Origin of the sequence: Spirillospora sp. CA-128828, assembly GCF_050945415.1 — a bacterium.
Taxonomy (GTDB): domain Bacteria; phylum Actinomycetota; class Actinomycetes; order Streptosporangiales; family Streptosporangiaceae; genus Spirillospora.
Genome location: NZ_CP191986.1, coordinates 9,494,354 through 9,519,751 on the forward strand (window position 1 = coordinate 9,494,354; position 25,398 = coordinate 9,519,751).

General features: G+C 71.0%; 24 protein-coding genes, 1 tRNA gene and 2 pseudogenes. 12 read left to right on the top strand and 15 right to left on the bottom strand.

Translation table 11 applies throughout. The features are described 5' to 3' along the window. Window positions 1-48 precede the first annotated feature (48 nt). The 5 genes and pseudogenes from tadA to ACQPXG_RS45715 all read left to right on the top strand — a co-directional run bounded on the left by tadA (window position 49) and on the right by ACQPXG_RS45715 (window position 3,148). Window positions 49-486: a tRNA adenosine(34) deaminase TadA gene (gene tadA / locus ACQPXG_RS45695; protein ID WP_433470171.1), complete on the top strand. Its 438-nt coding sequence runs from the start codon at window positions 49-51 to the stop codon at window positions 484-486. Window positions 487-496: 10 nt separating this feature from the next. Next, a tRNA-Ser gene (locus tag ACQPXG_RS45700) sits at window positions 497-584 on the top strand. A 767-nt stretch (window positions 585-1,351) separates the two neighbouring features. Continuing rightward, window positions 1,352-1,666, top strand: a pseudogene (locus ACQPXG_RS45705) (transposase); the annotation flags it as partial. A 271-nt stretch (window positions 1,667-1,937) separates the two neighbouring features. Next, window positions 1,938-2,537, top strand: a complete 600-nt coding sequence (locus ACQPXG_RS45710) for an RNA polymerase sigma factor (protein ID WP_433465394.1) — start codon at window positions 1,938-1,940, stop codon at window positions 2,535-2,537. Beyond that, the gene (locus ACQPXG_RS45715; protein WP_433465395.1) at window positions 2,537-3,148 is read left to right on the top strand and encodes a hypothetical protein; all 612 of its coding nucleotides are present in this window, start codon (window positions 2,537-2,539) and stop codon (window positions 3,146-3,148) included. The genes ACQPXG_RS45710 and ACQPXG_RS45715 overlap by 1 nt, the downstream gene beginning before the upstream one ends. A 589-nt stretch (window positions 3,149-3,737) precedes the next feature. Here the strand turns inward: ACQPXG_RS45715 and ACQPXG_RS45720 are convergent. The 6 genes and pseudogenes from ACQPXG_RS45720 to ACQPXG_RS45745 all read right to left on the bottom strand — a co-directional run. Then, a pseudogene (locus ACQPXG_RS45720) lies at window positions 3,738-4,781 on the bottom strand (IS701 family transposase); the annotation flags it as partial. A gap of 81 nt (window positions 4,782-4,862) precedes the next feature. Then, window positions 4,863-6,533, bottom strand: a complete 1,671-nt coding sequence (locus ACQPXG_RS45725) for an IS1182 family transposase (protein ID WP_433465396.1) — start codon at window positions 6,531-6,533, stop codon at window positions 4,863-4,865. Window positions 6,534-6,813: 280 nt separating this feature from the next. Beyond that, window positions 6,814-7,035 carry a DUF397 domain-containing protein gene (locus ACQPXG_RS45730; RefSeq protein ID WP_433465397.1) on the bottom strand — a complete coding sequence of 74 codons (222 nt, stop codon included), beginning with the start codon at window positions 7,033-7,035 and terminating at the stop codon, window positions 6,814-6,816. 44 nt (window positions 7,036-7,079) lie between these two features. After that, complete coding sequence (locus ACQPXG_RS45735) at window positions 7,080-7,961, bottom strand: DMT family transporter (RefSeq protein WP_433465398.1); 882 nt, start codon at window positions 7,959-7,961, stop codon at window positions 7,080-7,082. After that, window positions 7,961-8,626 (bottom strand): B3/B4 domain-containing protein, encoded by a 666-nt coding sequence (locus ACQPXG_RS45740; protein WP_433465399.1) that lies wholly within the window; start codon window positions 8,624-8,626, stop codon window positions 7,961-7,963. Before ACQPXG_RS45740 ends, ACQPXG_RS45735 begins: the two co-directional genes overlap by 1 nt. A gap of 398 nt (window positions 8,627-9,024) precedes the next feature. After that, window positions 9,025-9,510 carry a DinB family protein gene (locus ACQPXG_RS45745; protein WP_433465400.1) on the bottom strand — a complete coding sequence of 162 codons (486 nt, stop codon included), beginning with the start codon at window positions 9,508-9,510 and terminating at the stop codon, window positions 9,025-9,027. 103 nt (window positions 9,511-9,613) lie between these two features. On the opposite strand from ACQPXG_RS45745, the gene ACQPXG_RS45750 reads away from it, so the two are divergent. Further along, window positions 9,614-10,192: a helix-turn-helix domain-containing protein gene (locus ACQPXG_RS45750; protein ID WP_433465401.1), complete on the top strand. Its 579-nt coding sequence runs from the start codon at window positions 9,614-9,616 to the stop codon at window positions 10,190-10,192. A gap of 22 nt (window positions 10,193-10,214) precedes the next feature. Here ACQPXG_RS45750 and dnaN read toward each other — a convergent pair whose 3' ends face one another. From dnaN to ACQPXG_RS45765, 3 genes are all read right to left on the bottom strand, one after another. After that, entirely contained in the window at window positions 10,215-11,360 is a 1,146-nt protein-coding gene (gene dnaN, locus ACQPXG_RS45755) for a DNA polymerase III subunit beta (protein WP_433465402.1), read from the bottom strand. A 79-nt stretch (window positions 11,361-11,439) separates the two neighbouring features. Beyond that, the gene (locus tag ACQPXG_RS45760; protein WP_433465403.1) at window positions 11,440-11,949 is read right to left on the bottom strand and encodes a methylated-DNA--[protein]-cysteine S-methyltransferase; all 510 of its coding nucleotides are present in this window, start codon (window positions 11,947-11,949) and stop codon (window positions 11,440-11,442) included. Window positions 11,950-11,958: 9 nt separating this feature from the next. Next, window positions 11,959-13,431, bottom strand: coding sequence for an AlkA N-terminal domain-containing protein (locus ACQPXG_RS45765; RefSeq protein ID WP_433465404.1), 1,473 nt, complete (start codon window positions 13,429-13,431; stop codon window positions 11,959-11,961). 186 nt (window positions 13,432-13,617) lie between these two features. On the opposite strand from ACQPXG_RS45765, the gene ACQPXG_RS45770 reads away from it, so the two are divergent. After that, window positions 13,618-13,980, top strand: coding sequence for a nuclear transport factor 2 family protein (locus ACQPXG_RS45770; protein WP_433465405.1), 363 nt, complete (start codon window positions 13,618-13,620; stop codon window positions 13,978-13,980). Window positions 13,981-14,025: 45 nt separating this feature from the next. On the opposite strand, the gene ACQPXG_RS45775 is transcribed toward ACQPXG_RS45770, so the two are convergent. Both ACQPXG_RS45775 and ACQPXG_RS45780 read right to left on the bottom strand, forming a co-directional pair. After that, complete coding sequence (locus ACQPXG_RS45775; protein WP_433465406.1) at window positions 14,026-14,781, bottom strand: SDR family NAD(P)-dependent oxidoreductase; 756 nt, start codon at window positions 14,779-14,781, stop codon at window positions 14,026-14,028. A gap of 13 nt (window positions 14,782-14,794) precedes the next feature. After that, window positions 14,795-16,183 (bottom strand): MFS transporter, encoded by a 1,389-nt coding sequence (locus ACQPXG_RS45780; RefSeq protein WP_433465407.1) that lies wholly within the window; start codon window positions 16,181-16,183, stop codon window positions 14,795-14,797. 95 nt (window positions 16,184-16,278) lie between these two features. Between ACQPXG_RS45780 and ACQPXG_RS45785 the strand changes: the two genes are divergently transcribed. Further along, window positions 16,279-17,136 carry a helix-turn-helix domain-containing protein gene (locus ACQPXG_RS45785; protein WP_433465408.1) on the top strand — a complete coding sequence of 286 codons (858 nt, stop codon included), beginning with the start codon at window positions 16,279-16,281 and terminating at the stop codon, window positions 17,134-17,136. Here the strand turns inward: ACQPXG_RS45785 and ACQPXG_RS45790 are convergent. Together ACQPXG_RS45790 and ACQPXG_RS45795 are read right to left on the bottom strand one after the other, a co-directional pair. After that, window positions 17,133-17,507, bottom strand: coding sequence for a DUF6086 family protein (locus ACQPXG_RS45790; RefSeq protein WP_433465409.1), 375 nt, complete (start codon window positions 17,505-17,507; stop codon window positions 17,133-17,135). The two genes, ACQPXG_RS45785 and ACQPXG_RS45790, sit on opposite strands and share 4 nt — an antisense overlap. Then, window positions 17,504-17,875 (bottom strand): YrdB family protein, encoded by a 372-nt coding sequence (locus tag ACQPXG_RS45795; RefSeq protein ID WP_433465410.1) that lies wholly within the window; start codon window positions 17,873-17,875, stop codon window positions 17,504-17,506. The genes ACQPXG_RS45790 and ACQPXG_RS45795 overlap by 4 nt, the downstream gene beginning before the upstream one ends. Window positions 17,876-17,893: 18 nt before the next feature. On the opposite strand from ACQPXG_RS45795, the gene ACQPXG_RS45800 reads away from it, so the two are divergent. Further along, window positions 17,894-19,015, top strand: a complete 1,122-nt coding sequence (locus ACQPXG_RS45800; protein WP_433465411.1) for a methyltransferase — start codon at window positions 17,894-17,896, stop codon at window positions 19,013-19,015. A 9-nt stretch (window positions 19,016-19,024) separates the two neighbouring features. Here ACQPXG_RS45800 and ACQPXG_RS45805 read toward each other — a convergent pair whose 3' ends face one another. Next, window positions 19,025-19,882, bottom strand: coding sequence for a helix-turn-helix transcriptional regulator (locus ACQPXG_RS45805; RefSeq protein WP_433465412.1), 858 nt, complete (start codon window positions 19,880-19,882; stop codon window positions 19,025-19,027). A gap of 142 nt (window positions 19,883-20,024) precedes the next feature. Between ACQPXG_RS45805 and ACQPXG_RS45810 the strand changes: the two genes are divergently transcribed. The 3 genes from ACQPXG_RS45810 (at window position 20,025) to ACQPXG_RS45820 (ending at window position 24,953) form a co-directional block, all read left to right on the top strand. Further along, on the top strand, window positions 20,025-20,801 hold the full coding sequence (locus ACQPXG_RS45810) for an alpha/beta fold hydrolase (RefSeq protein WP_433465413.1): 777 nt from the start codon (window positions 20,025-20,027) through the stop codon (window positions 20,799-20,801). Window positions 20,802-20,877: 76 nt separating this feature from the next. Continuing rightward, complete coding sequence (locus ACQPXG_RS45815; RefSeq protein ID WP_433465414.1) at window positions 20,878-21,666, top strand: SDR family NAD(P)-dependent oxidoreductase; 789 nt, start codon at window positions 20,878-20,880, stop codon at window positions 21,664-21,666. A gap of 41 nt (window positions 21,667-21,707) precedes the next feature. After that, entirely contained in the window at window positions 21,708-24,953 is a 3,246-nt protein-coding gene (locus ACQPXG_RS45820) for a DUF4132 domain-containing protein (RefSeq protein ID WP_433465415.1), read from the top strand. A gap of 2 nt (window positions 24,954-24,955) precedes the next feature. Here ACQPXG_RS45820 and ACQPXG_RS45825 read toward each other — a convergent pair whose 3' ends face one another. Further along, window positions 24,956-25,339, bottom strand: coding sequence for a nuclear transport factor 2 family protein (locus tag ACQPXG_RS45825; protein ID WP_433465416.1), 384 nt, complete (start codon window positions 25,337-25,339; stop codon window positions 24,956-24,958). Window positions 25,340-25,398 lie beyond the last annotated feature (59 nt).

Here is a 25,398-nt window from a genome sequence, read left to right on the forward strand (position 1 = left end):
CCGGGCCCCGGGGACGGCGACCCGGTCATCGAGGGGTTCCTGCCTTCGATGCGGCTGGCGCTGGAGGAGGCCCGCCGGGCGTTCGAGGACGGGGAGATCCCGGTCGGCGCCGTCGTCCTGGACGCGTCCGGCGGGATCATCGGGGCCGGGCACAACGAGCGCGAGCGGTCCGCCGACCCGACCGGGCACGCGGAGATCGTGGCGATGCGGCAGGCGGCGGCGTCCCTCGGCGAGTGGCGGCTGTCCGGGTGCACCATGGTCGTGACCCTGGAGCCCTGCACCATGTGCGCGGGAGCCGCCGTCCAGGCGCGTCTCGACCGCGTCGTCTACGGCGCCGTCGACCCGAAGGCGGGCGCGGTGGGATCGCTGTGGGACGTCGTCCGCGACCGGCGACTCAACCACAGGCCCGAAGTGATCGCCGAGGTGATGGCGGACGAGTGCGCGGCGCTGCTAATCGAGTTCTTCGCGCACCGCAGAGTCAGGTAGGCTCTCCCGCGGTGGTGTCGCCTAGTGGACGAGGGCGCACGCCTCGAAAGCGTGTGAAGTGCAAGCTTCCGTGGGTTCGAATCCCACCACCACCGCCACCAGATGGCCACACACCTGGCCAAACCCCCTGAGGGCGGGACCCGTGGTCCCGCCCTCAGCGCTTTCTAGTCTCAGTTGCCGTTCTCAGGCGGCCCCTTGGCTGCCCTCAGGGCCGTCGTCCTGGTCCTCGGCCAGCTCCCAGAGGAGCCCCGCCACACGCTCGGCGACGTCGCTCCGGATGACGTCGCTCACCGATATCGCTTGGCCATGGCAGCGCTCGACCACCCCATGGCCATCGCGGTCGGTGTCGGGACCCCGAGGATCAGGAGGACCGTCGCGGCCGTGTGCCGGGCGTCGTGCAGCCGAGCTTCACGGAGTCCGGCCGTCACGAGTGCTGAGCCCGATGAGATGGCGTCTTAATGCGGCCGCAGGACTCGCCCTCACAGCCATGGACGTACTTCGAGCGGCGGCGGCCACGCCGGATACGGATCATGCTGGATGAACGGGCGTCGGTCCGGGCCGCGAATCTAGCGCGCCTGGTCGGAGTCGACGCCGAACGCGTTCAGGCGTGGCTGGTCATCGCAGAGGCAGCCCGTGTATGGCGGTCGGCCGCCTGTGTGCATATGCGGCTGGGCTAGAACCATGAACAAAGGGTGCACCCCCTAGTACTCCAGCCGCACTTGGAGATCTCGGTCTGATCGAGGCCGGGACGTGAGGCGGCCACCGCTGTGATCGTGTGGGTGTGTTGGAGACCAGACGATCGGCGGTGGCCGTGCCGTCCACTGTAGAAGATGTCGACCCGGCCGGGTGGGCTGATGGGTTCGATGTGCTGTTTGCGCGGGTGGTGGCTCCGTTCTTCGGTGGCGGGAGCCGCGGTTGCGGGCCCGGTCGTATCTGCTGGGCCTGCTGAGCTCGCTGGAGCGAAAGAACGGCTGGTCGTTGGCGGAGTTCGCCGGGGACGCGCGGCCGGACGGGATGCAGCGGCTGCTCAATCACGCCAGATGGGACGCCGACAAGGTGCGGGCCGCGCTGCGGGCGCAGGTGGCCGAGCGGCTCGGCGATCTGGACGGGGTGCTGGTGGTCTACGACACCGGGTTTGAGTAAGAAGGGCCGCCGCTCAACGGGGGTGCAACGGCAATTCCCCATAAGGCCGGGCTCCTCCGCACTTGAGGCGGAAGAGCCGGCATCGGTCACAAGGGGAACGCCACCCGGTGCCATGCTGGGCCGCGTCCAGGTGATCGATTGTCGAGATCTTTCCGGCGCAGCACCACCGACAGAACCTCGTCCTGAGCTGGTCCGATCGGAGACGCGAGCACCAACGAGCGGTGCGGTTCTGATTCTCTGGGATTCGGCTCTGGACTCGGCGGGAACTCGCGGGATGGTGCGGACAGTACGTCTATGTGGACATGTCGATGCGAATACGGATCCGGGACGGGGACGCCGAGGCGTTCGAGCAGCTCTTCGATGAGTGCGCCCAATCGGTCTACGGGCACGCGTTCCGGCTGACAGGAGACTGGTCGGCCGCCGAGGACGTGATGTCGTTGACGTTCCTCGAGGCGTGGCGGCTCAGGGCGCGGATCGATCCCGAGGGCGGATCGCTGCGGCCATGGCTGCTGGGGATCGCGACGAACGTGGCGCGCAACAAGCGCAGAGCTGCGCGCAGGTACGACGCGGCGGTGGCCAGGATGCCGAGCAGGGGGGAGGTCCCGGATTTCGCCGATGAGGTGGCGGAGCGGATCGACGACGCGGAGCGGCTGGCCGCGGTGCGGAGGGCGTACCGGCATCTGCGGCGGCAGGAACAGGACGTGTTCGCGCTGGTGGTGTGGTCGCAACTGGGTTATGCGGAAGCGGCCGAGGCGCTGGGCATCTCGGTGGGGACGGTGCGGTCCCGGCTTTCCCGGGCGCGCAGGAAATTGGAGAAGGCCGTCACCGATCGGGAACCGCGCGCCATGCCGCGACAGGTAAGAGGTGACCGAGAAAACGCGGTCCGGTCCGCAGAGGAGACGCACTGATGAACGACGGCGAGCGCGAGGAACTGGCGCGGCTGCTGCCGCCTCGGGACGAGCCTCGACTCCCACCGGATCGGCAACGGCACCTCAAGGAGTTCGTCATGACCGAGATCCGGCAGGAAGTCAAGCCGAAGCGGCGGCTGCTGCTGCTGCGACCCGCCGTACTGGTCCCGGTGCTGGCCGCGGCCGCGGCCGTGGCCATCGGAGCCCCCCGAGTCCTCGGTGGCAATGAGGCGGCGTACGCCGTCTCCAAGCAGAAGGACGGCACCATCCTCATCACCTTGGGCGACATGAAGAACCCCAAGAGGCTGCAAGGGGACCTGCGGGAAATGGGCCTCAACGCGGTGGTGGACTTCCTACCCGACGGCAAGCAGTGCGCTGAGCCTCGTGTCCAGAACCGCCTGCCCACCAGCTCGAAACTGTCCGTACGCCCGAAAGTTGACAGGGATCGTGGCGTCTTCGCCATTGATCCGCGGGTCGTCAAGAGCGGGCAGACCGTCGTGCTGGAGTTCGCCCTCGGGGGATTCGGGTCAGGGGGGACCGCCGGGATGAGTTCAGTGATCACGGATGGGCCAGTGAAAGCCTGCAAGCTCGTCGACGGCCCTGGCTCTTGATGCGCTGACCTGTTGGCGCCGAAAACTCTGTCACCGGCTCTGAACCGCCGGCTGAACGCGATGCTCGTCAGACCTGTTTAGCTGCGGCGCGGTACGCACGTGCGGCGCTGTCCGGGAGGAACTGACCGTCAGGACCCGTTGCCTTGAAAGACGCACGGTTGGTTCGGCGAGCGGCACGGGGCGCGGATGCCAGGAGCAATCCTGGCATCCGCGCCCGGTGCCGTCTCAGCCAAGCGCAGCTATTCGTCGAGGCGCTTGCGTTCTTCGAGTGCTTCTAATATTCCAGCCGCATTTGTTGATCGATGAGGCGTCGTTGTCGTTGGTAGTGGCAGCGGCGGGCGCGTGCCTGGTGGCGGCGTCGCCAGTGTGACCAGCGGAATCGGTGTCGGGGTGGGTGCTGGGGCTGGTGGAGATAGGCGGGCAGGCGGCGGATCTCGTTGACGGTGAGCGGGACCAGCTCGTCGGGTTCGTCCCGGTCCGCGTCGACGGGACGTGATCGTCCCGGCTGGTCGGGCCCCTGTGTGGCGAGGTCGTCAGCCTCGCCATCCTCGGTGTCGCCGGGGTCTGGGGGCGGGCCGGCGACCAGGAAGGCCAAGTGCGCGTGGGCGACCATGGCCAAGGTGACGTGCCGGTACCAGGCGATGTGCTTGCGGACCTGGTAGTGGTCCAGGCCGACCTCGTTCTTGGACGCTTGGAAGCATTCCTCCACGCTCCAGCGGGATCCGGCCACCCGCACCAGCTCGGCCAGGCCGACCGGCCGGTTCGCTGCGCACCGGTAGAACGCCAGGTCGGCAGGGTCGCTGATCGACCGGCGGGCCAGCACCCATTCGTGCCCGCCCTCGTACTCGTCCAGGCCGATCCACGCCCAGTCGTACCAGCGGCGGCCCTTGGCCCCGTCCCCGCACGAGACCCGCTGCCACGCTGTCTGCGGCAGGTCGGCGAACGCGGCGTCGGCTCTGGTGCGAGCGCCGCCGAGCATGAGCGGGTGGTCGCAGGAGACCGCGAACACATAGTTCACCCCGCGGCCGGTGCAGCGGCTCCGCAGCCGGGTGTTGTCGCCGTAGGCCTCATCCCCGGTCGCCCACCCGAACACCAGCAGCGGGTCGTCGCAGGCGCGTTCGATCATCTGCCAGGCCAGCTCCGGCTTGGTCGCAAACGGTGCGCGCTCGGGAACGCCGGCGTCGCCGAGCCGGCCGGGATCGCAGAACCAGGATTCGGGCAGATACAGCTCCCGGTCGATGAGAACCCGCTGCTGGTCGGGGTTGACATACGAGCAGAACACCCCGATCTGGCAGTTGGTGATCTTTCCTGCGGTTCCGGTGTACTGGCGCTGCGCCCCCGCGCTGCGGCGGCCCTTCTTCTCAAATCCGGTGTCGTCGACCACCAGCACCCCGTCTGCGTCGCCGAGCCGCTCGGCCACCTGCGCCCGCAGCGCGTCCCGCACCTGGTCGGCGTCCCATCTGGCGTGGTTGAGCAGCCGCTGCATCCCGTCCGGCCGCGCGTCCCCGGCGAACTCCGCCAACGACCAGCCGTTCTTGCGCTCCAGCCCGCTCAACAGCCCCAGCAGATACGACCGGGCCCGCACCCTGGGCTCCCGCCGGCCGAAGAACGGGGCCACCACCCGCGCGAACAGCTCATCGAACCCATCAGCCCACCCGGCCGGGGCGACATCTTCTACAGTGAGGGACTCTGTCGGGAATCTTGGGGTGTTAGATCACTTGCCCTGGCGCCACCACATGGGCCGGGGGAATTCGCGTTGCTGGAGGTATTGCTGGAACGCGGTCGGCGGGCGGGGCCGGTAAGCGGAAGTCTCCGGGTCCTGTTCGCTGAGGCGTTGGATGTTGATCGCGATCGCGGTCAGGACATGCTGGAGGTGGACCTTGGCGGTCTGGTGGTAGCGGCAGCGGCGCATTCGATGGCCGTTGACGATCTCATTGACGGTGCCCTCGACGCCCGAGCGGGAGTGATAGAGGCGCAGCCAGGCGGGATCGTGCTGGTCGGCGCGGTTCTTGGCCTGGATCTGGTGCAGATGCCGGGGCAGGAAGTTGATCGTTCGTGGTGAGGCTCCGCTGGTGCATCGGGACCGGTCGGGACACGGCGCGCAGTGATTTTTGTGGAAGCGGGCCACCAGGTAGGGGGCCATCGCCGGGGCCTGGACCCAGTTGGCGGTGACCTTGCCGTTCGGGCAGGTCACGGTGCGGTGGTCGAAGTCGATGGCGAAGTCTTCTCGGGCGAAACCGGTTTGCTGTTTGCGGTGCCGGTTCGGGCCTCGGGCGGCCAGCGGACCCACCAATTCGGTGTTGTGCGCGCGGGCAGTGTCATCGATGGCGACGGCCGAGGTGTAGCCGGCGTCGACCAGGTGCTGAGCGGGCAGCAGCCGCCGGTGGGCGAGCCGCTGGTGGATGCCGGGCAGGGCCTTGATGTCACCTGCCGAGACCAGGGTGGCCACATCTGTGATCACGTTGGTGCCCTCGTCGTCGCAGGTCTCGGTGACGTGGGCGAGGTAGCCGGTCCACTTGGTGTCGTTGCGGCTGACGTAGCGGGCGTCGGTGTCGTAGGGCGATTGGATCCGGCGCCCCGCCGGTGGCAGGCCGGCCTTCTCATCGCGGGGGCGCAGCCGGTCGCCGGCATCGGTGTAGAACTGCTGCAACAGGACCTGCCGCAACACCCGTACCTGCCTGCCTGCCTGACACCAGGGGGTCTGTGCGCCAACGGCGGTCAGCAAGGCGTGAGCGTCCAGGCCGGCCTGGGTGAGCCGGGACACCGGACGACTGGGCTGGCTGCACATCCGCACCTGCCGCCCGTAACGCTCGCCCCATTCGGCCGTGACCAGCCCGTCCAGAACCTCCGGGGCGGTGCGGGCCACCTCCTCCACCGCGGCCCGCACCGTCTCCAACACCAACTCCAGCCGAGTCAGCACCCGCGCGGCGCTCAGGATGCGGGTGGAATCGGTGCGCTGCCGTCCTCGCTCACGCACCAGCCCCGCCGCCTTCAGCCGCTCCAACGCCAGGTCCAGCAGGGCATCGGCGCGGCCTTCGCGCGCGAGGCGCTCACGGAAGTCGCCCAGCACGCTGTGATGAAAGCCGGGGTCGTCCAACTCCAGGCCGAGCGCGTACTTGAAGTCGATCCGGCAGCAGACCGCCTCGGCCGCCTGCCGGTCGGACAGATTGTGCAGGAACTGCAGGACACTGACGGTGGCCAGCTGCGCAGGCGAGATACCCGCGCGCCCGTCACGCGGATACCAGGCGACGAAATCCTCATCGCTCCACAACCCGTCGAGGCGGTCACGGACCCACATCGCGGCGGTCCCCTTCGGATTACTGGCGCGGGCCACCCGCGCGGTCAGCTCTGGGATCTCGACACCAGACCGGGGACGAACCGACACGTAACCACCTCGGGGGACATGGGAGTCATCATGAACCCGCGGTAGTTTGTCGGTCACTCATCGGCCACCCCGTGAGACGCGCCGACGAGCCCCAAGATTCCCGACAGAGTCGCTCAGTGGGCGGCACGGCCACCGCCGATCGTCTGGTTCCAACACACCCACACGATCACAACGGTGGTCGTCTCACGTCCCGGCCTCGATCAGACCGAGATCTCCAAGTCCGGCTGGAGTACTAGGCAACAGACCACATCGCCTAGGGGGCAGTTGGATTACCGGTGACTTAGAGGGACTTCACGAACGGCCCCCAGGCCTGGTGGGAGAACTGCAGAGTTCCCCGAACCGGAGCCTTGGAGTCCCGGATCTTTACGGGCCCGCGCCCGCGCTGACGCTCGACGCAGTTGCCGCCGTTGCCGCCGCTGAACGACGACCTATACCACTCTTCGTTGTTCATTTCACTCCTCGAGTAGCCCGACATGCGGGAGTGGCCGTCGATCAGCCGCATATGCCAAGGCCGCGCTCCGATTTTGGAGCGCGGCTCTTGGTGTTTCAGCCGACTGTGACCAGGGCTACGCCTGCGATGGCGACGGCCATGCCCACGCGTTGGACGGCGCGGAGGCGTTCGCTGTAGGCGACTCTCGCAAGGAGAACGGTGATCGCCGGGTAGAGGGACGTCAGGACGGCGGCGAGGCTGAGCATGCCGTTGTGGACCGCGAGGAAGTACAGCACGTTCGCCCCCGCGTCCAGGGTGCCGGACAGCAGTGCCAGCCCGATCAGCGTCCACCCGGAGACCCGCGGGCCCGTGTCGCCGCCGCGGATCGCCAGGAACAGCAGGGCGATGGCGACGATGACCAGGTTGCCAAGGCGCGCGCCGACGATCGGCCAGAGGCCGCTGCCGCCCCCCGCCTCCTTCAGCAGGACGAAGAAAACGCCGAAGCATGTGCCGGACACGCCGGCCATGAGGGGGCCCGAGTCGACGAGCCGCCGCCATCCGTCCGGACGCGGCCCGGCCGCCGCCCCGTCGCCGTTCGCCTCCATGCTGACCAAGCCGATCGCGACGAGGCACAACAGGACGCCGAGCAGGACGGACGCGTCCAGCCGCTCTCCCCGCGCGATCCCCACGGCGACCGGGAGGACGGCCGCGGCCAGCGCGGACACCGGCGCCACCACGCTCATCGGGCCCCGGGCGAGCGCCCGGTAGAACGCGATCAGTCCGGCCCCGCCGCCGAGCCCGGCCACGAACCCCCAGGTCATCGGTACCGGGCTCGGGCTGCCGCCGCTGAGCAGCGCGGACACCAGCACGACCGCCAGGCCGATCGGCACGCACCAGGTCAGCGCCCGGATCGCCGTCGACTTCCTGGTCACGGTGCCGCCTAGGAAGTCGGCCAGGCCGTACGCGAGCGCGGCGCTCAGCGCGAGAACCGTGACCATCACCTTCCGCCGATCAGCCGGGTCTCGATCCGGACGTCCGGGGAGATCGTCCGCAGTCGCTCCGCGAGCCGGTCGCCGGCCTCGGTGAGCCGGTCGATCGGGTAGACCTCAAGGCGTTCGAGTAGGAAGAGGCCGTTCTTGGTGGTCTGCGTCAGCCGCGTCCGGACGCACTGCCGCCAGTTCCAGCGCCGGCAGGTGACCCCCTGGTCGTCCCGCCAGACGACCTCGCCGGGGTTCGGGTGCTCGACGGCGGGCTCCCCACCGGCGATCACGTCGAACGGCTCGTCGCCCGTGGCTCTGACCAGCCGCGCTGGCCCCTGGTAGGCGTCAAGATCCTCGCCTCCGATGGGCAGCGCGTACTCGACGCTCACGGCGTTGTAGGCGTCCACCACCCTGTTGATGGCCGGGAGCGCATCGACGCGACGGAGCAGCGCGTCCACCGAGGGCCGGGTGCGCTGCGGCTTGGCCCCGAACGCCCGGTAGGCCTCGCGCCATGCCTCCACATGCGGGTCGCTCGCGTCCGCCTTCTGGGCCGCCTCGGCCAGCCACCCCTCGGACGCCTGATCACTGGGCCCGTTCCCCAGCCCCTCGGCGATCATGACGAGCACGGCGAAATCGGGACGCAACTCCCGCACCGCCTCGTCCACGGCGACCCGCTCAAGCATTCTCGACCTCCGGACGGTCACTTTAATGACATCGAGATACCACTATACCGACCGACCAGGGCGTCATCCAAGGCGTCCGCCCCGCATGACCTGCATGTGTTCAGAAACAGAGCAGGTTCTGGATGCGCACCGGCCTCCCCGGTGGCAGCCGAGGCTCCGACGGCTGGTCGAGATCGACGTCCGACCAGTCGACTCGGAACGGGCCTTCGCTCGGCCGGGACGGGATCCGACTGATCAGCTCGAAGGTCGCGACGAGTTGCCCAGGGCGGTGGACGTCCAACTCCAGCTTGATGAAGTCGCCCAGGTCCTGGCGGGTCAGGTCACCGGTCTCACTCAGGCGCGCGTCTGCGGCGTCCCGTGCGGGGAGCCTAGAAGCGACCCTGGAGCGGATGTTGGAGTCAGCGGCCGGTCGTGCCGTCGATCTGTTCGCGGAGGATGTCCGCGTGGCCGGCGTGGCGGGCGGTCTCCTCGATCATGTGGGTGAGTGCCCAGCGGACGCTGGGAGCGGGCCTTCCCGGGCGGGGGACCGGGGCGCCGAGGTCGGTGCAGCCGTCGAGAACCTCGTTCGCACGCTCGACCGTCTCTCGGTAGCGGGCGACGACGTCGGCGACGCTGTCCGCCGGTGCGGCCTGGAACGTCGCCTGCCAGTCGGTGACCTTGTCCCCGAGGAACATCGAGCGCTCGACGAAGGTCAGGTGGTCGAGCAGGCCGAGCAGGTTCGTGCCCGACGGCACTCCGGCCGTTCGGACCTGCGGTTCCGGGGCGCCGTCCACCTTCGCGGCGATCGAGGTTCGCAGGTAGTCGAGGAAGCCGCGCAGGACCTCGACCTCGCCGCTTCCGGTCCGGGGCGGCGGGGTGTCACTGCGGCGGGAAGCGGTGGGCATCGTGCTCTCCCTCTGGTCGGGTGCACTCAGTTCTCCCAGGACCTCCACGACCTCGCACGAAATCTTGCGGTTCTGGCAAGACGGTAGCGTCAGGGTCGAAGTGATGAGCGGAGGACGCTTGGGCGGGCAGGACGCGATCGGGGAGGCCGTGGCGCGGACGGTGCGGGCGCTGCGGGCCGGGCACGGGTGGAGCCTGGACGAGCTGGCCGGGCGCGCCGGGGTGAGCAAGGGGGTGCTGGTCGGGCTGGAGCAGGGCCGCGGCAACCCGAACCTGGGGACGCTCATCCGGATCTCGGACGCGCTCGGGGTCCCGTTGACGCGGCTGGTGCAGGTGGAGGAGGAGCCGCCGGTGCGGTTGTTCCGGCCTGAGCGGCATGTCGTCCTGTGGGAGGGGGAGCAGGGCGGGACGGGGACGTTGCTCGCCGGGAGCGATCCGCGGCCGTCGCTGGAGCTGTGGAACTGGGTGCTCCGGCCTGGCGAGACGCGGGAGAGCGACGCTCACGTGCCGGGTACCAAGGAGATCGTGTACGTGGAGGAAGGCACGCTGACCCTGAGCGTGGACGGCCGTACCGACCTCGTCGAGGAAGGGAGCGCCGCCGTGTTCGCCGGTGACCGCGCCCACTCGTACGGCAATGGCGGCGACGCCGATGTCCGTTTCGTCCTAGCCGTGCTCGACCTCTGAACGGCGCTGGCCCGCCCGCGTATCAGGAGGTCAGGCGTACAGGCATGGCGAGGTAGTGGTAGCCGGTGTCGGACTCCGCCGGGGCGTCCTCGTCGTCCTTCTTGTCAGGGATGGCGGTGAGGAGGGCGGCCTTGGTGGGGCCGGCGAATTCGAGGCGGGCGGATTCGGTGTCGATGCCGGCGAGGCCGTCCAGGAGGTATTGCGGGGCGAACGCGATGTCGATGTCGTCGCCGGTGAGATGGGCGCCGAGGCTCTCGTTGGCGCGGGCGGAGTCGCCGGTGGCGGCGCGGATGCGGACCTCGTCGGCGGTGAAGGCCAGCCGTATCGGGGTGCCGCGTTCGGTGACGAGCGCGGCGCGCTTGATCGCCTCGACGAACGGGGCGACGCGGATCTCGGCGACGGACGTCCAGGTGCCGGTGAGGCGTGACCGGTAGTTGATGTACTGGTCGTCCAGGAGGCGGCTGGTCATCCTGCGGCCGCCGCCGGAGATGCCGATGAGGGTGTCGGCGGTGCCGCCGAGGTCGATGGCGACGTCCGCGCCCCGCTTGATCGCCTTCGCCGTGTCGGCGAGGGTGCGGGCGGGCACGACGACGCCGGCGGTGAACTCGGGGTCGTCGGGCACCCAGGTCAGCTCCCGGGCGGCGATGCGGTAGCGGTCGGTGCAGGCGAGCCACATCGTGTCGCCCTCGATGTCGATCCGGACGCCGGTGAGCATGGGGAGGGTGTCGTCGCGTCCGGCGGCGGGGGTGACCTGGGCGACGGCGGCGGCGAAGAGGTCGCCGGGAATCGTTCCGGCGCGCGCGGGCGGTTCGGGGAGGGTGGGGTAGTCCTCGACGGGCATGGTCTGGAGGCCGAATTCGGCGGGGCCGCAGCGGACGACCACCTCGGACCCCTTCGCGAAGACGTCCACGGGCTCCGCCGGAAGGTTCCGGACGATGTCGGACAGCAGCCGCCCGGGGACGAGGGCGCGGCCCGGTTCGGCCACGGCCGCCTCGTCCCGTGCGTGCGCGGACACCTCGTAGTCGAACCCGGCCAGGGTGAGCTCTCCCTCGCCGGTGACCTCGATGAGCATGCCCGCGAGGACGGGGAGGGCGGGGCGGGCCGGCAGCGTCCGCGCCGCCCACGCCACCGCGTCGGCGAACGTCTGGCGGTCGACTCGGAACTCCACCTCGATCAGCCCTTCCGCGACTGCTTGACGGCCGGGGACCCGGCCATGACAGGCACGTTATCCCCGGGGTCCGACAGTTTCAGAACAGCGCCTCCTCGGTGGCCCGGGTCCTGCTTTCGAGGTCGAGGAGGTAGCGCTTGCGGGGGAGGCCGCCGCCGTAGCCCGTGAGGGAGCCAGTGGATCCGATCACGCGGTGGCAGGGGACGATGACGCTGACCGGGTTCTGTCCGTTGGCGAGGCCGACCGCACGGGACGCCGACGGTCTGCCGATCTCGGCGGCGAGTTCACCGTAGGTGGTGGTCTCTCCGTAGGAGATCTCCTGGAGCGCCGCCCAGACGCGCAACTGGAAGGGCGTGCCGGCGAGGTGGAGCGGCAAGTCGAACTCGGTCAGTTCGCCGGTGAAGTACGCGGCGAGCTGTTCGGCGACGGGCGCAAAGGGCTTGGTCTCAGGGTCGTCGGGCGCACCGAAGGTCTCCTCTGGCGGACGGTGGCGCTGCACGTCCATGTAGAGCCCGGACAGAGCGCCGTCGGTCGCGACCAAGGTGAGGGGGCCGACAGGGCTTTCTATGACGACGTGCGTTGGTTCCACAGGAGTCCTTCAGTTCGCGGGAAGCAGGTTGATGGCGTGGTCGCCGGTGGCCCACAGGTACTGGACGGCGTAGGCGCGCCAAGGGCGCCATTGGGCGGCGCGTCGTGTGAGGGCCGCCGGCGTGGTGGGGAGGTCGAGTGAACGTGCCGCCGCACGAATCCCCAGGTCGCTCGGGATGAACGCGTCCGGGTCACCGAGAGCACGCATCGCGATGGTCTCGATGGTCCAGGGACCGAATCCGGGGAGGGTGGACAAGCGCGCGCGGGCCTCGTCCCAGTCGCTGCCTACCCCGAGGTCGATCTCCCCTGTGGCGAGTGCGTCGACGAGGGTCGTCAGCGTGGTGCGGCGGGTTTTCGGGAAGGCGAGGTCCTCCGGGTCCAGTTCGGCGAGAGCGGACGGCGTGGGGAAGAGGTGCGTGAGTCCGCCGCCTGGGTCGTCTATGGGCTCGCCGTAGGCGGTGACCAGGCGCGCCGCATGGGTTCGAGCGGCCGCCGTCGACACCTGCTGGCCCAGGACGGCCCGGACGGCGAACTCCGGAGCGTCCACGGTGCGCGGGACACGCCGTCCGGGCGCCTTGTCGACCAGTGGCGCGAGTACGGGGTCGTCGCGGAGCAGGTCGTCCACGGCGACGGGGTCGGCGTCGAGATCGAGCATCCAGCGGCAGCGGCTGATCGCGATGGTGAGGTCGCGCAGGTCGCTGAGGTGGAGCGTGCAGGCGACGTGGTCGGGCCGGGGCCGCAGGGTGGCGATCCCATGCCCGTGCGGCAGCCGCATGGCGCGGCGGTACGCACCGTCCCGCCACTCCTCCACGCCGGGGACGGCGGTCGCGGCGAGATGCCCGAACAGATTGTCGGGGCACAGCGGCGCCCGGAACGGCAGCCGCAGCGACAGCGCGCCCGAGCCGGCGGGCGGATGTCCCTTCGCGACACGGTCGCGCAGAGCGCTCGGAGTCAGCGCGAACACCTCGCGGACGGTGTCGTTGAACGAACGGATGCTTGCGAACCCGGCGGCGAACGCGACGTCCCCCATGGGAAGGACGGTCGTCTCGATCAGGAGCCGTGCCGTTTGGGCGCGCTGGGCCCGCGCCAGGGCGAGCGGGCCGGCGCCCAGTTCGGCGTTGAGCTGACGCTCCAGCTGGCGTGTGCTGTAGCCGAGACGTCCGGCCAGGCCCGGAATGCCCTCCCTGTCGACGACACCATCGGCGATGAGGCGCATCGCCCTGGCGACCACGTCCGCGCGATGGTTCCATTCGGGCGAGCCTGGGGACGTGTCAGGCCGGCACCGCTTGCAGGCACGGAACCCGGCCTGCTGGGCGGCGGCCGCACTCGGATAGAACCGCATGTTCTCCGGCTTGGGCGCCACCACCGGGCAGCTGGGGCGGCAGTAGATCCCGGTGGTCACGACCGCGGTGAAGAACCATCCGTCGAAGCGGGCGTCCTTCGCCTGGACGGCCCGCACGCACCTTTCCACGTCCTCGTGCATGCCTCCCAGCATCCACGGACGGACCCGGCCACCACTAGCGAAAAAACGACATCATCCTGAGCGCAGGCCATCCCGGAGGAGCCGGGCGGCGAGCATGACGTCCCAGGTAATCGATCTTCCGCGCCCGAACCGGCAGCGTAGGGGACATCGGACGACGAACCCGAACGATCAGACGGGAGTCTTGAAATGAGCGATGTTCAGCAGCGGGTCGAGCGTTACCTGGCCATCTGGAACGAGACCGACCCGGCCGCGCGCCGCGCCGCGATCGCCGAGGTGTGGACGGAGAACCCGGTCTACGTCGACCCCCTCGGCGTGGCCGAGGGCCGGGACGCGATCGACGCGTTCGTCGGCGGCGCGCAGCAGCAGTTCCCCGGCCTGGTGTTCCGCGCGGCGGGGACCGTGGACGCCCACCACAACGTGGCCCGCTTCACCTGGGAGCTCGGCCCCGAGGGCGGCGAGGCGATCGTGGTCGGCTTCGACGTGGCGGCGTTCGACGACGACGGCCGGTTCGACCGCGTGACCGGGTTCCTCGACAAGGTGCCCGCCTGAGAGGCGGGGTGGGGTGGCGTGCCGGGCGTCCGGCACGCCACCGTTTCACAGCTGCCGCAGCGCTCCCCCGTCCACGGCCCATTCGGCGCCCGTCACCTGGGCGCACAACGGGGACAGCAGGAAGACGATGACCCGTGCGACGTCCTGGGGCGTGCCGAGGCGTCCCGTCGGGAGCCGCCTCTCCTCACGGACGAACCGGTCGATCGCCTCCTCCACCGGTAGGTCGTACTGGGCGGCCAACTGGTCGGCGAACCCTCCCGGCTCGTCCCACAGCCGTGTTCGCGTGGGGCCGGGCGTGACCACGGTGGAGCGGATGCCGCAGCGGCCGAACTCCCCCGCCAGCGTCTTTGACACCGACAACAGGGCCGTCTTGGACGCGGCATAGTCGACCAGCGGGGTGTCGGGAAACCGTCCGGCCTCGCTGGAGACGTGCACGATGCTCCCCGCCCCCTGGTCGATCAGCGCGGGCAGCGCGGCACGGGCCATGCGCACGGCCGCGTGGAAGTTCAACTCGAACGTCGCGTGCCATTGGGCGTCGGTGACGTCGAGGAACCCGATCCGGGATTCGAGCGCACCCGCGTTGTTGACCAGGCCGTCGAGCCGTCCATGCCGCTCCAGCGCGATGTCCACGACGCGTTGGGCGGAGCCGGGGTCGGTGAGGTCGGCGGCGACGTCGGGGGAGGAGCGCGACACGCCGACTATGGAGGCGCCTTCGCCGGCGAGCAGCCGCACGACCGCGTCACCGATTCCGGCGGACGCACCGGTCACGATGTAGACCTTGCCCTCAAGTCCGAGATCCATGGCGGAGCCCCTTTCAAGAGCGGCGCAGGAACGACCCGACGAGGGCCGCGCCGGCGAGGACGATCGCGACATTCACCGCCGTCGCGGTGTGGACGCCGCCGAGGACGGACGCGTTCGCGGTGGCCACGGCGCTCATCACCGGGATGCCCAGCGTGATGGCGACCTGCTGCGTCATCGTGGCGAGGCCGGTCGCGAGGCCCTGCTCGCCGTCCGGCAGCCCGGACGTGGCGGTCCCCATGAACGCGACGATCGCGACGAGGTTCCCGAAGCCCCCGATCGCGGTCGCGGCGAGCATCAGGCCGAGCCCGCCGCGCGACTCCCCGAGCCCGAGCAGCACGGCCGTCGCCGCGGCCTGGAGGACGAGCCCGGAGACGAGCGCCGCCCGGCCGCCGAGCCGCCCCATGATCCGGGGTGCGGCGACGCCGCCGGCGAACGTTCCGGCGCCGAGGACGCCGAGCGCGAGCCCGGTCGTCAGCGGCGAGAAGCCCAGGATCTTCTGGAGGTAGAGAGTCATCAGGAACACCAGCGACGTCTCGGTGGCGAACGCGACGAACCCGCCGACGTTGCCCCAGGTGACGGTCCGCCGCGTCAGGACGCTCAGCGGCGCCAGCGGGGCCGGTGACCGACGCTCGGCCAGCACGAACGCGACGAGCAGGACGGCGGCGCCGATCAGCGCGCCGAGCGCGAGCGGCGAGCCCCAGCCTTCCGATCCGGCGGACGTGATCCCGTAGACGAGGGCGAGCAGCCCGCCGGTCACGGTCACCGCACCCGGAACGTCCAGCCTCGCCCCGTCCCGGGACCGGCTCTCCGCGACCACCGCGGGCGTGACGGCGGAGATCAGCACCGCCACCGGCACGTTGATCAGGAAGGCCCAGCGCCAGCTCAGCAGGTCGGTGAGCAGGCCGCCGAGGATCGCGCCTACGGTGAACCCGGCCGACATCAGCGCGCCGCTCAGCCCGAGGGCCCGCGTCCGCAGCGGCCCCTCCGGGAAGGACGTGGTGAGCAGCGACAGGGCGGCCGGCGTGGCGATCGCCGTGGCCAGCCCCTGCAGAACCCGTCCGGTGAGCAGCATCGCCGGCGATGTGGCCAGCCCGCCGACCAGCGACCCTCCGGCCAGGAGGGCCATGCCCGTGAGCAACATCCGGCGCCGTCCGAACAGATCGGCCACGCGACCGAACAGCAACGTGAATCCGGCGGCGGGCAGCGCGAATGCCGTGGCGATCCACTGCAGTTCGTCCAGCCCGAAGCCCAGTCCCCGGCCGACGACCGGCAGCGCCACGTTCAGGATGGAGAAGTCGATGGCAAGCATGAACTGCGCGCCAAGGAGAAGGATCAGTATCAGCTTGTGCCGCGACGACATCCGCTCAGAGGGAGCGGACACGGCGGTGGTGAGTGCGGTCATGCCACAGACCATCGCTGCGCAGAGCGCGGCTACCCAGCCCCCGCCTGTTCGTACTACTCCCAGTGGCAGGCTCTTCGCCGGATAGCCTCGGCGGCATGGCACGGAACGGCGACCTCGGCGAGTTCCTCAGGTCGCGGCGCGCGCGGCTGCGTCCCGAGGACGTCGGCGTCACCTCATTCGGGACGCGGCGGCGCGTGCCCGGGCTGCGGCGCGAGGAGCTGGCGCAACTGGCCGGCGTCAGCGTCGCGTACTACATCCGACTCGAACAGGGCACGGCCGAGGGCGTGTCCGCCGAGGTGCTGGACGCGATCTCGCGGGCGCTTCGGCTCGACGGCGACGAGCACGCCCACCTGCACCGGCTCGCGCATCCGCCGCGCCGGGCGCCCCTCACCGGCCCTCCTCGGCTGCGCGCCCCGCTCCAGCACCTGCTCGACTCGTTCACCCACGCGCCCGCGTACGTCGTCGGCCACTACACGAACGTGGTCGCCTGGAACCGGCTCACCGCCGCGGTGTTCGTCGACCTGGCGAACGTCCCGCCGGACGAGCGGACCTGGTCGCACCAGATCCACCTGAACGGCGACTACAAGGCCCGGCTCGGCGACAACTGGCCGGCCGTGGCCCGGCGCAACGCCGCCTACCTGCGGTTCCGCTCCGGGCAGGATCCGGACGACCCGAACCTGCGCGCGGTCATCGACTGCCTGCGGGAGCGAAGCCCGGACTTCCGGGACATGTGGTCGGCGCACCATGTCACCGACCTGACCCATGGCGAGGCCCGCATCGACCACCCCGAGGTGGGGCGGCTCGTCCTGCCGTTCGAGACGCTGCACCTGCCCGGCGATCCCGACCTCAGCCGCCTGATGCTCTACGCGGCCGAACCGGGATCTCCTTCGGAGGCCGCCCTCCGCGAGCTGGCCGCGACGTCCGGCTGCCTCTCCAGCGCCGACCTCGCCTAACGCGGCATGGCCGCGGCGTTCTCGCTGGCCATCTCGGCGAGGCGGCGGACGGCGGGATCGTCCGCGAACTCCTCGGTCGCCGGGACGGTGCCGCCGCCGAGTCGCGCGACGGCCAGCGCGGTCGCCGCGAAACCCGCCGTCATCGACCTCTTGATCAGGTGATGCGAACGGGCGTAGTCCCGGATGACCGCGTCGGTGAAGGCGGCGAACGCGGGGACGTCCACCTGGCATTCGTCGGACTCCATCGGGCCGAGACCCGACGGCGTCCCTAGGAGCCGCGCGTGCGCGGCGGCCATGTCCATGAAGAGCCCGGCGACCCTGGTGGCCGGGTTCCAGAGGACGTCGTCGCCGTTCTGGAAGTACTGGCTCATCCGGCGGCCCTGCGGAAGTGGGCTTCGCGGTCCGCCGTCGCCAAAGCGGTGTTGAGCAGGGCGATCACCGCGAAGGCGAGCGCGGACCCCGGGTGGCCGATGCCGTAGAACCCGAGCGCGCCGGCGCCGAACACGACGGCCTTCACCAGGAGGACGAGCGGGAGCGCGATCTTGAAGCGGGCCCGGGGCGCCGCGAACAGGCCCCACAGGACCATCGCCGCCACCGGCGTCGCCACGCCGAGGACGACGTTGACCAGGATGTTCCCGCCGGTCGTGAAGCCCCACCACGCGAGCGCGACGATGGCCACGATCTCCAACACGAAGGCGAGGGCCTCGTTCAGGGCATGCAATGGCCCAGGTAGTCGCACGCCGATACGGTACTACTCGTGGACGAGATCTCCTGGCAGGAGGACGGCCGGGACCATCGCGTCCGCTGGCGTTCGGAGAGCGGCGCGCCACCTCCCCGCCGCGTGGTGATCGCCGACGACGAGACGCGCGCGGACGACGCGTTCCGCCTGGCCAGCGAAGGCACCGCTCTGCTGTGGCGCGGCGATTTCCAGAACGCGCGGCAACTCCTCAATGCGATGGCGCGGCGGATCGACCGTCCCCCACGCCGGCGCCGCAACAAGCCGGAACCCTCCCAGGTGCAGGCGTTCCACCTTCACCGTCAGGCGCGCGCCCAGCGCGCGCGGACGCTCGGCATGCTGCTCATACCGTTCACCCCGGGCCACGTCATTCCGCTACGGCGTGCACCGGACGTCCACGACGCCTGCACCGAGGCTTACGGCCCGGACGACCAGCCCTACGTCACCTCACTGCGCGAACTGCTCGGCTTGGTCGGCGCCCACGAATGGCGTGAGAAGGGCGTCCCGATCCCCGCATTGGGCGGCGACCGGATACACCCGCACTACGGTGTCTTCTCGCCGATCAGGGGCGAATACGTGGACCTCGTTGGCGAGGCACCGTTGCCGCCGACGAAAGCAGCGTTCGACATAGGCACCGGTACGGGCGTCCTAGCGGCTGTCCTGGCCCGTCGCGGCGTAGAACGTGTCGTCGCCACTGACCAGGACCCGCGCGCGCTTGCCTGCGCCCAAGAGAACCTCAAGCGGCTGGGTGCGGAGGTGGAGGTCACCCAGGCCGACCTCTTCCCGGACGGACGCGCCGGCCTCATCGTCTGCAACCCGCCCTGGGTGCCGGCCAAGCCCAGTTCGCCCCTCGAACACGCCGTCTACGATCTCGGCGGCCAGATGCTGCGCGGATTCCTCTCCGGCCTCGCCGGCCATCTCGAACCCGGCGGTGAGGGCTGGCTGATCCTGTCCGACCTGGCCGAACACCTGGGCCTGCGGACCCGGGACGACCTCCTGGCGCTGTTCGAGGCTTCTGGCCTGAAGGTCGCCGGCAGGCTCGACACCAGGCCGCGCCACCCGCGCGCCGCCGACCCAGACGACCCCCTCCACGCGGCCCGCGCCGCCGAGGTCACCTCCCTCTGGCGGCTCACCGCCCGGTGACGGCCCGGGTCAGGCGCGGTGACTGCGATGCGCGGTCTCGGGGCCGATGACGCGCAGAAGCTCGACCGCCTCGATCGCGCCGGTGCCGGGCGGCGGGGTGAAGACGAAGAGCCGCTGGTCCTCTGCCGGAGTCAGCAGCGCCTCCGTGTCGAACTCGATGAGGCCGACCTCGGGGTGCAGCACCTTCATCCGGCTGGTGCGGTGGATGGCGACCTCGTGCAGTTCCCAGAGCCGCGTGAACTCGGCGCTGGCCGCGTGCAGCCGCTTGACCAGGGCGGACGCGGCGGCGTCATTGCCGCGGCGGGCGACGGCGGCGCGCAGGTGGGCGACGTGCCGCCTGCTGTGCTGCTCGTGTTCGTCCTCTGGATACGCCTCCCGGACGAACGGGTCGGTGAACCACCGCAGCACGATGTTCCGATCGGGCTCCTCGACCGTGCAGACACACCCGAAAAGGGCCTCGGCCAGCGCGTTCTGCGCCAGCATGTCGCCGAGGTCACCGATGATCTGCGCAGGTGTCTCGTGCAGCCGGTCCAGCACGTACAGCATGCTCGGCCGGACGAACTCGCCCGCGAACGGCCCGGCGGGCGGGCGGTGCCCGGCGAGGACGTACAGATGGTCGCGCTCGTCGATGGTCAGCCGCAGCGCCCGCGCCAGCGCGCCGAGCAGCTGTGTGGACGGCTGCGGGCTGCGCGCCTGCTCAAGCCGCATGTAGTAGTCCGCGGACATCCCGGCGAGCTGCGAGACCTCCTCGCGCCGCAGCCCCGGCGTGCGGCGCCTCGGGCCCGTCGTCAGTCCGACCTCCTGCGGGCGGAGCCGCTCGCGGGAACGCCGGAGGAAGTCGGCGAGCTCCTTGCGGTCCATGTCCATGCCCCCATGATTCCTCGCCGGCCGGTAGGTCCGTAGAGCGGAGGCTGGGACCGGTTGTCCTAGCCAGAACGGTCCGCTCCTCATCGCCGCCTCACGCTGGCAGCGTCGTCGGTGTCCGGAACGTTGGAAAGGACCACCGATCATGCCGAAGCTCACCGTTGGAAACGCGACCATCTCCTACCGCGTCGAAGGCTCTGGTCCCGTGCTCGTCCTGGTGCACGGCGCAGGGCCCGGCTCGATCATGTGGGACGGGGTGCTCGACCGGTTCACCGACCGCCACACCGTCCTCCTGCCCGACCTCGCCGGCAGCGACCCGGCCGAGGACGACGGCTCCCCGCTGACCATCGAGGCGCTCGCCGGGCAGGTCGCCGCGGTGATCGAGGACTCCGGGACGGGCCCGGCCGACGTGGTCGGGTTCTCGCTCGGCGCGCCGACCGTCGCCGCCGCCGCGGCGCTGCGCCCGAACCTCGTCCGACGGCTGGTGCCCATCGCGGGCCTGCCGCACGCGGGCGACGAGTACGTCCGGCAGTACATGACCGCCTGGCTGAACCTCGCCGGGACCCCGGAGGGTTTCGGCCGGTTCGCGACGGTCACCGCCTACAGCAGGCAGTTCCTCAACCAGATCGGGCACGACGCGGTCGAGCAGGCGCACGCGTTCATGCGTCCGACGGACGGCCTGCTGCGCCAGATCGACCTCGTCCGGCGGATCGACATCCGCCCGCTGCTGCCCCGGATCGAGGCGCCCACCCTGGTCATCGGCGCGACCCGGGACCAGACGATCCCGGTCGAGAACCACCGGGAGCTGTTCGCGGGCATCCGCGGCAGCGACTACGCCGAACTCGACACCGGCCACGTGGCGATGGCGGAGCGGCCCGACGAGTTCGCCAAGCTCGTCCGGGACTTCCTGCACCAGGCGTAGGCGGAGCCTGTTACTCCGCATACCAGGCTGGGCCAGCCCTGGTTACCGGGCGCGCGCGCCGAGCACGATGGGGGACATGCGTCCCATCGACCAGCAGACCATTCTCATCACGGGCGCGACCGACGGGCTCGGTCGCGCACTGGCCGCCGAACTCGCCGCCGAAGGCGCCACCGTCCTCGTCCACGGACGGGACGACCAGCGCGGCAAGGCGACCCTTCAGGAGATCGGCGGCCGCGCCTCCTGGTACCGCGCCGACCTGTCGTCACTCGCCGAGACCCGCGCCCTGGCCGACGCCGTCCGCGCCGACCACCCGCGCCTGGACGTGCTCGTCAACAACGCCGGGATCGGCACCACTGGCTCGCGGCAGGAGAGCGCCGACGGGCACGAGCTGACGTTCCAGGTCAACTACCTGTCCGGCTACCTGCTCACCCGGCTGCTGCTGCCCACCCTCGTCGCGTCCGCGCCGGCGCGGATCGTCAACGTCAGCAGCCTCGGCCAGCAGGCGATCGACTTCGCCGACGTCATGATCAACCGCCGGTACAGCGGGACGCGGGCGTACTGCCAGAGCAAGCTCGCCCAGATTCTGTTCACGATCGACCTCGCCGACGAGCTGGCGGGGACGGGCGTCACCGCGAACGCCCTGCACCCGGCCACCTACATGCCGACCAAGATGGTCCCCTCGCCCATCAGCACCCTGGAAGAAGGCGTCCGCGCGACGCACCGCCTCGTCACCGATCCGGCCCTGGACGACGTGTCCGGCCGCTTCTTCGACGGCCTCCGCGAATCACGCGCGGACCCCCAGGCATACGACCCCGATGCCCGCGCCCGGCTGAAGGCTCTCTCGGACGACCTCGCCTCTCCCTGAAGCGGCGTCGATGTCGGCTGGCGGCGCTAGCGTGCTCGTCCATGTCCGAGAACGCGCTCGTGATCCCCGAGAATCAGCGAACCCGCCTTCACCCCCGGCGTGGGGGCGGCACGCCCGCGACGCCCACCGCCATCGATCCCGGCGCCGCCGAACGGCTGCACCAGGCCCTGGCGGAGTCGCGGGAGAGGGCCGAAAGGCTGCTCGGCCACGGGGAGAGCGCTCCCGAACTGGTCGAACCCGCTCGCGCCCACCTGAACGGCCCCGCGAACCCCACCGGCGCGGCGGTCTTCGCGGCCGCCGTCGCGAAAGGACCCATCGAGACGGAGGACCTCGCGGACGCGTGGGCCGCCGAGCACGGTCTGGCGTTCGCGGCCGCGGCGACGGCCGAGCTCGCCCGCGTCCGGGTCGAGCCCGACGGAGGAGGCAGGGGCCGGCGTCTTCAGTTGGTGCGCCACGACGACCACGCATTCTTCTGGGGTCGCGGCGACGCGGCCTTCGACGACGTCGCCCCCCGCGTGCGCGCGCTCATCGCGGCTGCCGGCGACGAGGAGTACCGGGATGTGGTCGCGGCGTTGGCGGAATGCCGCCAGGACCTGATCGCGCGGATGGCCACGGCGTTCCTGGCGCCGTCGGAGACCGGCTGGGTGGACGACCTGTGCGCCGAACTGCCCGGCGATCTGCCGCCCTGCCTGGCGCAGCGGGTCATGTGCTCGCTCGGCACGGCGGACCAGGTCACGCAGTTCCGCGGGACGCCGCAGCCGTGGGGGTGGCTGGTCAGGGACCACGTCCTGCACACCGCGGCCGACGGGCTCGGCCCGGCACTGGCCCCGATCCTGGCCGACCTCATCGACCGCACGGCCGATCCCCTGGCGTTGGAGGTCATGGGCATCCTGCCGTCCGACGAGGCATTCAAGGCCCTGGTGGAACGCCTCGACCGGCCGGGCGTGCACACGGCCGTCGTCGCGGCCGCGGAGCGCTTTCCAGAACGCGCGCGGCGGACCTTCCGCGACGCCGTGGACTCCGGCCCCGAGGAGATCGCCCGGTACGCGGCGCGTCTGCTGGGCGGCCCGGCGGTGCGGGAGGCGGGGTGGGCCGACGAGGCCGCGCCGGAGGACCTGCCGTCCGTGCTGGCCGACCCGCCCTGGGCCGAGGGCCTGCCGGACCGGACGCGCGCCGCCGTCAAGGGCCTCGAACCCCCGGCCGAGCGGACGACGGTATGGGAGCCCGGTGAACGCGAGCGCTGGGCCGCTCCCCCGGCCGGCGAAAAGGTCGACTGGGAGAAGGAGATCGAGCTCTTCCGCGACCGCGGGCTGCCCGCCGATCGGCAGTGGGACCTGTTCCTTTCCGGCCCAGTGGAGGACGTCCGCCCCCTGCTCGCCCGCTGGAGGCCCAGCCTGACCGAGGCCGCCCCCGAACGGCTGGAGCCGATCCTGGCGCGCTTCTCCGCGGACGCCGCCCCGGCGGCGCTGGACATGGCCGAAGGGCGGCCCGCGGCCACCGCGGAGCTCCTGCTCCCGTTCTGCGACGCCGGAATCGCCGCGCGGATGGCGGAGTGGCGGCTGCGGCGCCCGGCGCTGCGCCCCATCGCGGAACGCTGGTTCGCGCGGCACACGGCGGCCGCGGCACGCGCGCTGGTCCCCGCCGCCCTCTCCGCCGCGAAGAAGTCCGCCGACCGGCGGGCGCGGCGCGACGCCGAGATGGCGCTGGTCCACCTCGCCTCGCATGGGCATGCCGGCGACGTTCTGGCGGCCGGCCGGGACCACGGCGCCAAGGCGGCCGCCGAGATCGAGGCGCTGGTCGCGCTCGACCCGATGGCGGCCGCCCTCCCCGCACAGATCCCCGATGCCCCGGACTGGCTGGACCCGCACCTGATCCCCCAGGTGCTGCTGCGGGACGGGCGGGCGATGCCCGGCGCGGCGGCCGGCCACCTGGTCACGCTCCTCGCCGTGTGCGAGCTCGACGACGTCCACCCCGGCGTGGAGGCGGTGCGGGAGGCGTGCGACCCCGGTTCCCTCGCCGCCTTCGCCTGGAAGATCTTCGAGCTGTCCGGTCTGCGCGAACGCGGTGGCGGCCGCGGCCTCGAGAACGAGGGCTGGGTCATGGCCGCGCTGGGCCTGCTCGGGGACGACTCCACGGCCCGTGATCTGACCCCGGTGATCCGCAGGTGGCCGGGCATGAACGGGAACCGCATGGCCGTCGCGGGCCTCGACGCGCTCGTCGCGATCGGCACCGACACCGCGCTCGGCGGGCTCAACGGCATCGCCGAACGGATCAAGTACAAGGGCCTGCAGGGCCAGGCGCGGGACCGGATCGCCGGGCTCGCCGCCGACCGCGGGCTGACCGCGGAGCGGCTCGCCGACCGGCTCGTCCCCGACCTGGGCCTGGACGCGGCGGGGACGCTCGTCCTCGACTACGGCCCGCGCCGGTTCACGGTCGGGTTCGACGAGCAGCTCAAGCCGTTCGTGCTCGACGAGGACGGCAAGCGGCGGGCGAGCCTCCCCAAGCCCGGCGCACGCGACGATGCGGAGCTGGCCCCGGCGGCGCACAAACGGTTCACCGAGCTGAAGAAGGAGGTGCGGGCCACCGCGGCCGCACAGCTGGAGCGGCTGGAGCGGGCGATGGTCACCGGGCGGCGCTGGAGCGCGGACGAGTTCCGCGAGCTCATCGTCGGGCATCCCCTGATCTGGCACATCGCCCGCCGGCTGCTGTGGACGGCCGGGGGCCGCACGTTCCGGATCGCCGAGGACCGCTCGCTCGCCGACATCGACGACGCCGAGCCCGCCCTGGCCGGCACCGAGGAGGTCGGGCTCGCCCACCCCCTGCACGTGCCCGCGGGCGAGCTGGCGGCGTGGTCCGACGTCTTCGCCGACTACGAGATCGTCCAGCCGTTCCCCCAGCTCGGCCGCCCGGTCCACACGCTGACCGAGGGCGAGTGCGCCGAGGCCGTGCTGGACCGGTTCCGCGGCCTCACCGTCACGACCGGCGCGGTCCAGGGGATGGAGCGGCGCGGCTGGGACCGCGGCGTCCCGCAGGACAACGGCATCATCTTCTGGATCTCGCGCCGCCTCCCCGGCGCCCGGACGGTCGTCCTGGACCTGGACCCCGGCATCTCGGTCGTCGCTCCGGGGGACTGGCCGGAGCAGCGGATCAAGGAAGTCCGCATCATCCCCGGCCACGACCCGTCCCGGCGCGCCCCCCACGGCGCGACCTTCGCCGACCTCGACGCGATGAACGCCTCGGAGATCCTCAACGACATCCTCCACCTCACCGACGGCCGCACGGCGTGATCTCAGGCGTTCGCGACCTCCCAGATCGGCCGGGCCTGGACCCGCGAGATGCGCCAGCCGTCCTTCGTCCGGCGGGCCTCCAGCGCGTACCGCTCGCCCAGCAGGCGCGGCCCGTCCTCGTGCGCGAACACCACCATGAGGTTCGCGCCGATCATGGCCTCGTCGCCGTCCACGTCGATGATCGGGTTGGTGATCAGGTGTTGGGTCGGCACCCTGTGGTTTCTTCGCGCCTGCTCGACGAGGGCGTCGGCTCCCTTCGCGACCCCGCCCGGCGTGTGCGCCTCCGCGTCGTCGGTGAAGAGGGAGCGGCCCTCGTCGGGGCTCTTCTCGTCCAGCCACAGCCCGAGCCGGCTGACCAGTACGGACACCTCGTAACGATCGTCCACGACTCCTCCATTCATTGGGTATCCCAACATTGGCACGCCCAACAATAGTCAATCGTTGG